Here is an 11,730-nt window from a genome sequence, read left to right on the forward strand (position 1 = left end):
AAAGGCCTAGATGGTGTAAGTGATTCAAAGGAAATTCGCGCTCTAATCTATCGCGAATTTGCTCAAAAACCCTTATGCTGCCTAGATTTTCCTCATCTCACGCCCCATGAACTTTTGAGAAGTCCTGTTCCAGGGCTTTTCAATGATTTGGTATAATCAGGCATGATAGAGGGCACGCTCCTGTGCGTATCCTCGAGTCCGGCAGGCACGGGGGCTTATCACTACAGCGCTGTCGAAAAGCGTTGAAAACCCCTTAAGCCCTAGAGAGCTTTGCTCTCGCCTTGATTTTCCCTTAGAAAACTGGTAAAATCTCGAATGCCAAATTTCATGTGAGGAGGGGATGGCCATGAGGGTGATTCTGATCTCTTTATCGTTTCTCCTGTGCCTGTTCCTCTACGCTCAAGCAGCCACGCTGTTTGAGGACGATTTCAAGGGCGATCTCAGTCAATGGGATCTGATACCCGGCAACGGCGATATCAAGATCGTCAAGGACGATCCACCGGAACACGGACCGGAGGTGATGGAGGCTTCCGTCGCAAGTGGGACCAATTGCCTCGCCTATGTCAAAAACCTCACGTTCACCGACGGGTTTATTGAGGTGTTGTGGAAGGATATGGACTGGACGAAGGACTCTAACATGGATTCCGACGGGCCGATAGTTTTCCGAGATCAGAACGGTGATTTCAATAACTGCTACCTCATAGAGCTCGATCAGGATACCGGATTGCATATAGCTACTATAACCGGAGGAAACGAGAACACACCCGACAACGCGAAGAAACCGGACGTGAAGAGCACGGATAAATGGACCTGGATAAAGGTGCGGGCGGAGGGATTTAAATTCCAGATCAAAGTATGGGATGCAGCCGAGAAAGAGCCCGACGAGTGGACGCTGGAGTATGAGGATCAGACCAAGGCGTGGGATTCCGGTAGGGTCGGGATAAGGGTCTGGTCCGGAAGGGCTCACATAGCCTTCTTCAGGGTTTCAGATCTGGAGGGGCCGTCGGTGGCCGTAGAACCGAACGGGAAGCTGGCATACACCTGGGCAGGGCTTAAGACCCGATGACCGATAGGGCGGGACGTTCAAGCTAGCGTACGTCTCGCCCAAATCCTTGATTTTCTCCCAGGTTGCGGATCACATCTCCTTTTTTGAATCCGTTTCCCTTCACAGCCTTCGCCTTTGAAAGCCTTCCGCTCTCGACCTCGGTGATCTCTATCACGCCGATCCTCTCCGTCGTCTTACCGAGCACTTCACCCGTGTCGGGATCGATAAGCGGGATGGTGGAGAGCACCTCAAATCTCATCCCGACGGTGACCCCTTTATCCGATCCGACATTAACGAAGATCGTCCCATCCTCTGAGACATGCATTATCTCGCCCTCAATGAGGCCCTGTTTCACCTCCTTCTTGGGCGGCCGTGGACCTATCTCCTGCCTTATCCTGTAGACCGCCTCTTCCAGCGCCGAATCCGTCGCTATTCCAAAGAGGGTTTTATGATATTGCGGCGACGCGAACTTTATCCTGTCGAGCTCCTCACTTTCGACTATGGGATGTTTTTTGGTTATCTTGCTGGAGATCGGTCGAGCACCGAACCGGGTTTCCAGCCCCATATCGGAGATAACGGTTTCGATCGGACCGGCTCCGATAGCTCCGAACTGATGAGTGGCCTTTTTGCCTATCTTGAAGGAGGAGATCTCCCCGCCGGATCGGTCGTAGATATGCAGTTTGATCGCCACGGTAGCCACGTAGAAATAACCTCTCAATCCAACACCCGTTAGCACGTTTCCCGTGATGCGGCTTTTACCGCCCACGATCCCCCTGAATCTCTCCTGGCCGAACTTAAGCACTTCGCCGGTGATCATGGTGTCCAGATCTAACTCCTCCGCCAAGCGCGCCCTCAGATCTTCCCTCTCTCCCAGATCTTTCACCTTGACGTTCATCTTCCGACAGAATTCCTCTATCCTCTCAGGTGGTATGGGCTCATAAACTTCCGATTTGGCAAGGGCTTCGTTCATCATTTTGCGAAATCCATCCTCGAGATCCCATACCTCCTTGCCCTTCGGCCTTCCGCCGAGAAACCACCTGAAGATCCACCATGAGGGCAGACATCCGGCCGGGGAGTTGAAATGTGAGTGATCCTCGAAATAGAGGACCGCCACGCGTTTCTGATCCCCATCGGATTGGATCGATAAAGTCGTGAGAAACGTGAACGCTAGAACTGTGATAAGCCATCTTTTCATCGCTCGGTCTCTCGATGAGCGGAGGTGTCGCCTACATATGCGGCCGTGAGAATGAACTCCGTATGGGCTACCATCTGTTGGACGGGCCTCGTTCGTCCCTCCCGGGCGAGGATCGGCCTACATAAGATCTCCATTGACCTTATCATCACGAACCCATCTTTTCTGAGCGTCTCGGCCATCCTCTCTATCTGGTTATATGTCGGGTTTAAGCTTACCAACCTCCCGCTGGGCTTGAGGGCGGATTTAACCGTTTCGATCTCATCCCATGGAGCGGGTATATCCAGGATAACGGCATCCATCATGTCCTGGGCTACCGGTTCGCCGGGTTTTTTCAATCCGAACTCCACATAATCTGAAACCCCGGCCCGTTCCACGTTTCGTCTGGCGAGTTTCAGGAAATCCTCCCTAACATCATAGGTATACACTCTGCCTTCGGGTGCAACGGCGAAGGCCAGCGCTATGGTCAACGCTCCCGATCCGGTTCCTATCTCCAGAACCTTACGGCCGCTCCGTATGTTCGCCGCCAGAAGCAACAGCCCGATCTCCTTCGGGTAGACGATATTCGTCCCCCTTTGCACCTTCATAATCAGATCCTCTATGCTGGGTTCAAGAAGGTATGCGGGGGATCTTGAAAGCTGTATAATATCACCATATTCCCTATCGATCAGGTCGCCGAGGTTCAGGTTTCCCTTATGTGTTCCAAGGGTTTTATCCGGTTGCGCGGCCACCAGGTAGGTGGAATCATCGGGGAGGTAAACCAGTACCAGATCTCCCTCCTTTATCGGCATAGATAGCCTCCGGTTAGGGGCGAGGCACGCCTCGCCCCTATGTTAGGATCAATCATCGGCAGGGATCGCCCCCGTCTCAGAGGACTCTCCTTTCTCCTCCGGCGGGAGAGATCCCTTCTCGTAGACCTCGATCCTTCTCAACTGGGGCACGCCTGTTCCTGCGGGGATCAATCTGCCGACGATGACGTTCTCCTTGAGCCCCTTGAGCTTATCCTTCTTTCCGTATAGCGCTGCCTCCGTCAGCACCTTTGTCGTCTGCTGGAAGGATGAGGCTGAGATGAAACTCTCCGTGGTCAACGCAGCCTTCGTTATCCCCTGAAGGATCGGTTGGGCGGTAGCCGGCCTGCCTCCCTGACTCACCACTCGCTCGTTCTCCTGCCTGAAGAGGACTCTGTCCACCTGATCTCCCTCCAGAAACTCCGTATCCCCCGGATCCTCTATCCGTACCTTCTTCATCATCTGCCGTACTATAACCTCTATGTGCTTGTCGTTTATCCGCTCTCCCTGCGCCCGGTATACCTCCTGGATCTGGTTAACCAGATAGGACTGCACCGCCGTCTCGCCTCGAACCCTAAGGATATCATGTGGGTTAAGCGGCCCCTCAGTCAGTCGATCTCCGGCTCTCACCCACTCACCCTCTCGAACGATCATGTGTTTCCCGATCGGTATCCTGTACGTCTCGCTCTCGATCCCCTCATCAGGATTCTCGATCTTGACAAGCCTCACTCCTCTGCTCGTGCCGATTATCCTGACATATCCGTCTATCTCGGCGATGAAGGCTGCGTCCTTCGGTCGACGGGCCTCGAAGAGTTCCGTAACCCTGGGAAGACCGGTGACTATGTCCCTTGCCTTTGCCCTCTCCCTCGGAATCCTGGCCAGCGTATCCCCGGGATGAACCATATCGCCGTCATCCACCGATAGGTGTGCTCCCGTCGGCATGTGATATGTTCCGATGGATTCCCCTTTATCGTTCAACACCTCGATCCTCGGCTGCAGCTTCGTGTCCTTGGGCTCTATTATGACGGGCGTGACCATTCCGGTTATCTCATCTATATGCAGCGACATCGTGAGACCCTCGACGATATCGAAGAACTTGACCTTGCCGCCGACCTCCGTCAGAATGGGCAGGTGATCCGGATCCCACTCCAGCAGCACGTCGCCTTTATGGATCTGCCCGCCGTCCTCGACCTTTATCCTGGCGCCGACCATAACCCTATGTCGCTCACGTTCATATCCTGTCTCGTCCAATATGCTTATCTGGCCGTGTCTTGACAGCGAAACTATCTCGCCGTCGGGGCGCTTGACGAACCTGACGTTTTGATACTTCACCACTCCGTCGTTTTTGGCCGTTATCTCGGTCTGTTCCGATGCGACGACGGCTCCGCCCGTGTGGAAGGTTCTCATCGTCAGCTGAGTTCCGGGTTCCCCGATGGATTGAGCCGCTATGATCCCAACCGCCTCCCCGATATCGACGAGCTTGCCCGTGGTCATATCCATACCGTAACATTTACGGCAGATCCCGTGTGTCGTCTCGCATGTCAGCACTGATCTGATCTTCACCTCCGTTATTCCGGCCTCGTCGATCTTCCTGGCGGCCTCGCGGTCTATGAGATCCCCCGCTTTAACTATCAGCTCCCCAGTGATCGGATGTTTGATATCCTCCAGGGCTGTTCTCCCGAAGACCCTGTTTCCCAACGTTTCGCCGGCTTCCTCCTCTTCGAGCGAGCTTTTGACGATCCCGTTTAGCGTCCCGCAATCCTCCTCCGTGATGACCACATCCTGGGCGACATCTATGAGCTTTCGGGTCAGATATCCTGAGCTTGCGGTTTTAATGGCGGTATCGGCCAACCCTTTACGGGCACCGTGAGTGGAGATGAAGTAATCCAGAACGGTCAATCCTTCCCTGAAGTTTGCGAATATCGGTCGTTCGATGATCTCTCCTGAGGGTTTGGTCATCAACCCTCGCATTCCGGCAAGCTGCCTTATCGGCTCCTTCTTGCTCCTCGCCCCGGAATCCACCATTATGTTGACGGGATTGAACCCCGGAATCTCATCTTCTCGACCCTTGCGCAGGGCATCGATCAGGACGGCCTCTATCTCCCTTGTCAGATTGCTCCAGATGCTGACCACCTTGTTATACCGCTCGCTGTTGGTGATCAACCCGTCTCTGTAGTTCTTCTCGACCTCCTCGGCCTCCTTACGTGCCTGCTCGATCAGCTCCCACTTCTCCTTCGGTATTATCAGATCGTCTATGCTCATCGAGACCCCGGAGACGGTGGCATAGTGAAAACCCAGCTCCTTCACGTTATCGAGGAACTCGACCGTCTTCCGATTGCCGCACTTATCGAAAACCATCGCGACGAGGTCTGAGATCTCACGGGCGTGAACTTCCTTGTTGAGGAAGTGGATCTCCCCCTTCGCCTCCTCATCGTAGAAGGTAAGCTCCTCCGGGATTATCTGATTGAAGATCACCCTGCCGACGGTGGTGGTGATGATGTGTCCGTCTACCCTGAGCTTGATGTAGGAGTGTAGATCGAGATGGCCGAGGTTATGGGCGTATATCACGTCATCGGGCGATGGGAAGACGGGAATGTTTCCGTCCTTTTCCTCGGTCGGTTTCTCCTTGGTCAGGTAGTCTATGCCGAGGACCATGTCCAGGGTGGGGACGGCTATCGGCCAGCCGTGTGCCGGTTTGAGGAGGTTCCTCTCGGCGTTCATCAACAGCTTAGCCTCAACCTGAGCCTCGGCAGAAAGCGGGACATGGACCGCCATCTGGTCGCCGTCGAAATCGGCGTTGAAGGCCTTACACACTAGGGGATGGATCCTTATGGCCTTCTCCTCGACGAGCATAGGGTGAAAGGCCTGTATGCCGAGTCTGTGAAGTGTGGGCGCGCGGTTGAGAAGCACCGGATGCTCGGCTATGACCTCCTCCAGCACCTCCCATACCTCGGGTGAGATCCTCTCAGCCATCCTCTTGGCGCTTCGGATCGCCTGGGCATATCCCCTCTCCTGAAGCTTATGTATGATGAAGGGTTTAAACAGCTCGGTGGCCATTTTCTTCGGCAGGCCGCACTCATCCATCTTCAGCTCCGGTCCGATAACGATGACCGATCTGCCGGAGTAATCCACCCGTTTGCCGAGCAGGTTCTGACGGAACCGACCTGTCTTGCCCTTCAACATATCGCTCAGCGACTTCAGCGGTCGGTTGCGGGGACCTCTGACGACTCTCCCGTGTCTGCCGTTATCCAAAAGCGCATCCACCGATTCCTGTAACATCCGCTTTTCATTTCGAATGATGACCTCGGGTGCATGCAGATCCATCAACCTCTTGAGCCGGTTGTTGCGGTTTATGACCCGTCTGTAGAGGTCATTCAGATCGGAGGTGGCGAACCTTCCGCCGTCCAGGGCGACCAACGGCCTCAACTCAGGAGGAAGCACGGGGATCACGTCTAGGATCATCCACTCCGGCCTGTTGCCCGACTGCTTGAAGCCGTAAAGCAGCTTCAATCGCTTCTGGAGCTTCTTCCGTTTCTGCTTCGAATTGGTGTTCTGGAGCTCTTCCTTGACCATCTCTATCTCTCTGTCCAGATCGATATGCGAGAGAACCTTCTTCAAAGCGGATGCGCCCATTTCAGCATGGAAGTTGTAGTGTTCCTTATATCTGATGTATTCCTCCTCGGTGAGCCTCTGCCTGTATTCCAATGGGCTATCGCCGGGGTCTATGACGATGTAGGACTCGAAATATATGACCCTCTCCAGATCCCGCAGGGAGAAGTTGGTTCCCAAGATTGTTCCGATTGGGTTGATGGTGGTTCCCTTGAAGAACCAGATATGAGTGACGGGAGCGGCAAGCTGAATATATCCCATCCTCTCCCGCCTAACGCGGGACTGGGTAACTTCAACCCCACATTTATCACATACTATCCCTTTGTTCTTGATCCTCTTGTATTTGCCGCAGCTACACTCCCAGTCCTTGACGGGACCGAAGATCGCTTCACAGAACAGCCCGTCCCGTTCGGGCTTAAACGTCCTGTAGTTTATCGTCTCCGGTTTTTTGACCTCACCGCAGGAGCAGGTGAGGTTTTTGGGCGGCGGACAGTGACATGCCGTCCGCTTGGCCCACCATTTGATCTCCTCCGGGGAGGCCAATTTTATGGATATAATATCGAAATTGTTCGGATTTGTGATGTTCGATGTATTACGCATCTGCAATTTGGGATTCCTCCTCATAGGTTAAGGTCTAGGTTGAGGTTAAGAGAGGATCTCAACCTTAACCTCCCATGGTTAGGAAAACCACTCGTCCCAATCCTCAGGAAGGGACGCTTCCTCCGGTTCCTTTGAAGTTTCCCTTTCAAGTTGTACGCTAAGGGCGAGGCTTTGCAGTTCCTTGACCAGGACGTTGAAGGATTCGGGTATTCCGGGTTCGGGTGCGTTTTCCCCTTTGACCATCGCCTCATATATCCGGCTTCTACCGACCACGTCATCGGATTTGACGGTGAGCATCTCCTGAAGCGAGTAGGCGGCACCATATGCCTCGAGCGCCCATACCTCCATCTCGCCCAGCCTCTGGCCGCCCTGCTGTGCCTTGCCGCCCAGCGGTTGTTGCGTGACGAGGGAGTAAGGGCCTATCGATCGGGCGTGGATCTTATCGTCCACGAGGTGGTGGAGCTTCATGATGTAGGTCCAGCCGACGGTGACCTCCTGCTCAAAGGGCTCTCCCGTTCTGCCGTCATAGAGTCTGGTCTTCCCTGAAATCGGAAGCCCAGCCTTCTTAAGCAGCCCCTTGATGTCCTCCTCAGTAGCGCCGTCGAATACCGGGGAGGCTATGTAAAGCCCGAGAGCTTTGGCGGCCCATCCTAGATGGGTTTCCAGTATCTGCCCTATGTTCATTCGGGATGGGACACCCAGCGGGTTAAGGATTATGTCCACCGGCGTGCCGTCCTCCAGATATGGCATGTCCTCCTTGGGCAATATCTTGGCGATGACCCCCTTGTTCCCGTGTCTTCCAGCGATCTTATCGCCGACCGATATCTTTCTCTTAGTGGCGATGTAGACCTTTACCAGCTTGATGACGCCAGGTTTCAGTTCATCGCCGCCCTTGATCTTCTCGATCTTCTCCTTCTTGGCCGCAAGGGCGGCCTCGATTCGCCCTTGAGCCAACCTTTTGATACGGCTTATCTGTCTGGTGACGGCGGCATCGGCTATTATGAACTCATCGAGCGGTAGGCCGCTATCCAACATCTCCTCGGTTATAATATCGCCCTTTCGACCTATGATCTCGCCATCTTTCTCCAGGTTAATGGCGAGCATCTGGCCGAGGAGTAGCCTTCTGATCTCCTGCTCCTTGCGCTGGTTGATCAGGTTTATCGTCGCCTCGCACTCCTTCTCGGCCTCTTTGATCTGGGACTCCTCGCGCAACCTGGCAAGCTTATCCTTCTCCCTCTCCTTACGTGAGAAGACCTTCACGTCTACCACCACTCCCTCGACGCCGGGCTTGGCGTAGAGGGACGCATCCCTGACATCACTTGCCTTTTCGCCGAAGATGGCCCTCAGTAGCTTCTCCTCTGGGCCGAGATCGGTTTCCACCTTAGGTGTGACCTTACCCACCAGGATATCCCCCGGCTTGACATAGGAGCCGATCCTGATGATACCGTCCTCGTCGAGATTTCTGAGCTGTTCCTCGCTGACGTTCGGTATGTCCCTCGTAATCTCCTCGCGCCCCATCTTGGTGTCCCTAGCCTCTATCTCGAACTCCTCGAGGTGGATAGAGGTGTAAACGTCCTCCTGAACTAATCTCTCACTTATGACCACGGCATCCTCGAAGTTATACCCCTCCCAGGGCATGAAGGCCACAAGCACATTGGCGCCTAGAGCCAGCTCGCCTTGATCGGAACAGCTTCCGTCGGCGATGACCTGTCCGGCCTCGACGTGTTCCCCCACCTTGACTATAGGTCTTTGGTTGATACAGGTTCCGCCGTTAGTCCGCTTGAATTTGAGAAGCTTATATACGTCGTATCCCATTTCGGTGAAGGAGTATTCGCCCCTCTGGCCGATCTTGCCCTCATCCTCCAGATCTAAGGCCTCATCGGCGCGGATGATGATCTCGTCCGCCGAGACGCTCTCTACAATACCGGCTCTCTTGGCGATCACCACGGCGTTGGAATCAACGGCGGCTTTATGCTCCATACCTGTACCGACCAATGGCGCTTCGGGAATCAGAAGCGGAACCGCCTGTCTCTGCATGTTCGATCCCATCAAAGCTCTGTTGGCATCATCATGTTCGAGGAAGGGTATCAGCGAAGCGGAAACGCTTACTGTCTGTTTCGGTGAGACATCTATATAATCCACCTTCTCAGGTGGCATCTCCGGGAAATCGCCCCTGTATCTGGTTACAATTCTATCGCCCAGCAGCCTTCCGTTCTCATCCGTCTTGGCGTTAGCCTGGGCTATGACGTACTGATCCTCCTCATCGGCGGTGAGATATTCGATCTCGTCCGTGACATATCCGTTTTTGACCTTACGGTAGGGCGTCTCCAGGAATCCGTACTCGTTAATCCTGGCATAGGTGCTGAGCGAGACGATCAGGCCGACGCTCGGACCTTCAGGGGTTTCTATTGGGCAGACGCGGCCGTAATGGGTACGATGCACGTCACGAACCTCAAACGTAGCCCTATCGCGGCGAAGACCTCCAGGTCCCAGAGCACTCAATCGGCGTTTGTGGGTCAACTCATCCAGCGGGTTGGTCTGCTGCATGAACTGGGACAGTTGGCTGCTTCCAAAGAAATCCTTGATGGCGCTGCTAAGGGGTTTGTGGTTGACCAGATCATGTGGGTGCGCCTCGCTCATATCCACTATCGCCATTCTGTCCTTTATGGATCTAGCGAGTCTGGTGAGCCCAAGGCGAACTTGATTCTGCAGAAGCTCCCCTACGGTGCGAACCCTTCTGTTGCCAAGGTGATCGATATCGTCTATCTCCCCCTCGCCGTTCTCGACCTTTATAAGGTATCTCAGCGTCTCGAGTATATCCCTCTTCGTCAGGACGCGAATATCTGAGTCGAAGTTGTAGCCGAACTTTTCAAGTATCTCCCTTCTCTCCTCCTCATTCAGACGCGAGATGTTGGCGGCTACCTCCTCCTTCGATCCGTCTAATCCCAACCTTTCGGCCGTCTCCTTGTATACGGATGTATCGAGGAAGACGAGGGTTTCCAGCAGATCGAGATCGGTGATCCGAAGGTTGAGCTTCTTTGACATCTTATACCTTCCTACCGCTGAGAGGTCATATCGCAGCGGATCAAAGTACAATCTCTGAAACCTCAGCTTGGCGCTTTCGATCGTCGGCGGATCGCTAGGCTGGAGCTTACGGAATATCTCGACGAGCGCCTCTTCCATCGATGAGGTATCATCTTTTTTAAGCGTTGCCCGAAGGTTTTCTATCCTACTGGCATCTTCCTCCTTGAGGACGGTCACCCTTCTGATTCCCTGCTGATAACATCTCTTCAACATCTCATAGGTTATCTCGTCGTTGATTTCCGCTATGACCTCGCCGGTCTCCTCATCAACCACCGGTTTGGAGAGTATCCTGCCTATAAGATGTGAGGGGAAGCTTTCGTGCAGGACTTTAACCACACCGATGGAGCTCGCCTTTAACCTCTGGACCTCGATACCGCCTATTCTCTCGCCCATCGTGAGGATCAGATCATCTGTCACAGGATCTTGGATATCCTCAGCGGCAACCCTATTGAGCAGCGTATCGAATTCCTCTCGCCTTACCTCTACGATCTCGTCGTCCCATCCCTTTATCTCGATCTCCTCCGAATCGGCGAACAGGGAGAGGATCTCCTCATCGCTCTCCCAGCCCAGCGCTCTCAAAATCACGGTGGCCAGCATCCGTTTCCTTCTATCAAGCCTGACATGGATTACACCACTCGAATCGTATTCGAACTCCAGCCACGCCCCTCGGTATGGGGTTATCTTAGCCGAGAAGAGTTTCCTGCCGCTGGTATGGAGCTCCTCGTTGAAGGTGACGCCGGGGGATCTGTGCAGTTGACTTACTACGACTCTCTCAGCGCCGTTTATGACGAACGTGCCCCTTTCCGTCATCAGAGGTAGTTCGCCCATGTAGACATCGGATTCCCGGATATCCAGGATCTGCTTCTCCCCAGTCTCCTTGTCCTTTTCGCGAACTACGAGTCTTACCCTTATTTTCAGCGGGGCTGCATAGGTCATACCCCGCTCCTGACATTCATTTACCTCGTATTTGGGCTTCCCTATCGAATAGCTTACGAACTCGAGATAGGAGGTTTCAGTCAGATCGTATATCGGGAAGATCTCCTTAAAGACTGCCTGAAGGCCCTTATCCTCCCTTTGCTCAGGAGGAATATCTTTCTGGAGGAAATCCTCGTAGGATTTCTTCTGGATTTCTATCAGGTTGGGAAGCTCCATTACCTCAGGGATCCTAGCGAAGGATAACCTTTCCCTTCTTCCATACTTAATTTTTTGAGGCATTATCTTATCACCTTATTCGGTGTGAGGTTAGGCCTGGGATTGGATGCGCAAACTAATAGTATACTATGTAATCCTTAAAACGTCAAGCAGATTTTGATCCCCCCAGGGCTTTTCAACGCTTTGATAAGGGTAAAATCTCCCCTCCCGGCACCAAAGGCCGAAAAAGAATCAAATCTTTTCATCTTCTCATCCCTATC

General features: G+C 53.7%; 5 protein-coding genes. 1 reads left to right on the forward strand and 4 read right to left on the reverse strand.

Going from position 1 to position 11,730, the window contains the following annotated elements:
• Nucleotides 1–346 precede the first annotated feature (346 nt).
• Nucleotides 347–1,066 (forward strand): hypothetical protein, encoded by a 720-nt coding sequence (locus tag J7M22_02765; GenBank protein MCD6505527.1) that lies wholly within the window; start codon nucleotides 347–349, stop codon nucleotides 1,064–1,066.
• 22 nt (nucleotides 1,067–1,088) lie between these two features.
• Here the strand turns inward: J7M22_02765 and J7M22_02770 are convergent, their stop codons facing one another.
• The 4 genes from J7M22_02770 to rpoB all read right to left on the reverse strand — a co-directional run bounded on the left by J7M22_02770 (nucleotide 1,089) and on the right by rpoB (nucleotide 11,470).
• Nucleotides 1,089–2,240, reverse strand: coding sequence for a hypothetical protein (locus J7M22_02770; protein ID MCD6505528.1), 1,152 nt, complete (start codon nucleotides 2,238–2,240; stop codon nucleotides 1,089–1,091).
• The gene (locus J7M22_02775) at nucleotides 2,237–3,028 is read right to left on the reverse strand and encodes a tRNA (adenine-N1)-methyltransferase (GenBank protein ID MCD6505529.1); all 792 of its coding nucleotides are present in this window, start codon (nucleotides 3,026–3,028) and stop codon (nucleotides 2,237–2,239) included. The genes J7M22_02770 and J7M22_02775 overlap by 4 nt, the downstream gene beginning before the upstream one ends.
• Nucleotides 3,029–3,076: 48 nt before the next feature.
• Entirely contained in the window at nucleotides 3,077–7,234 is a 4,158-nt protein-coding gene (rpoC, locus tag J7M22_02780) for a DNA-directed RNA polymerase subunit beta' (GenBank protein MCD6505530.1), read from the reverse strand.
• A 78-nt stretch (nucleotides 7,235–7,312) separates the two neighbouring features.
• Nucleotides 7,313–11,470, reverse strand: a complete 4,158-nt coding sequence (gene rpoB, locus J7M22_02785) for a DNA-directed RNA polymerase subunit beta (protein ID MCD6505531.1) — start codon at nucleotides 11,468–11,470, stop codon at nucleotides 7,313–7,315.
• Nucleotides 11,471–11,730: the final 260 nt, after the last annotated feature.

It is taken from the genome of Candidatus Poribacteria bacterium (assembly GCA_021162805.1).
Taxonomy (GTDB): domain Bacteria; phylum Poribacteria; class WGA-4E; order B28-G17; family B28-G17; genus JAGGXZ01.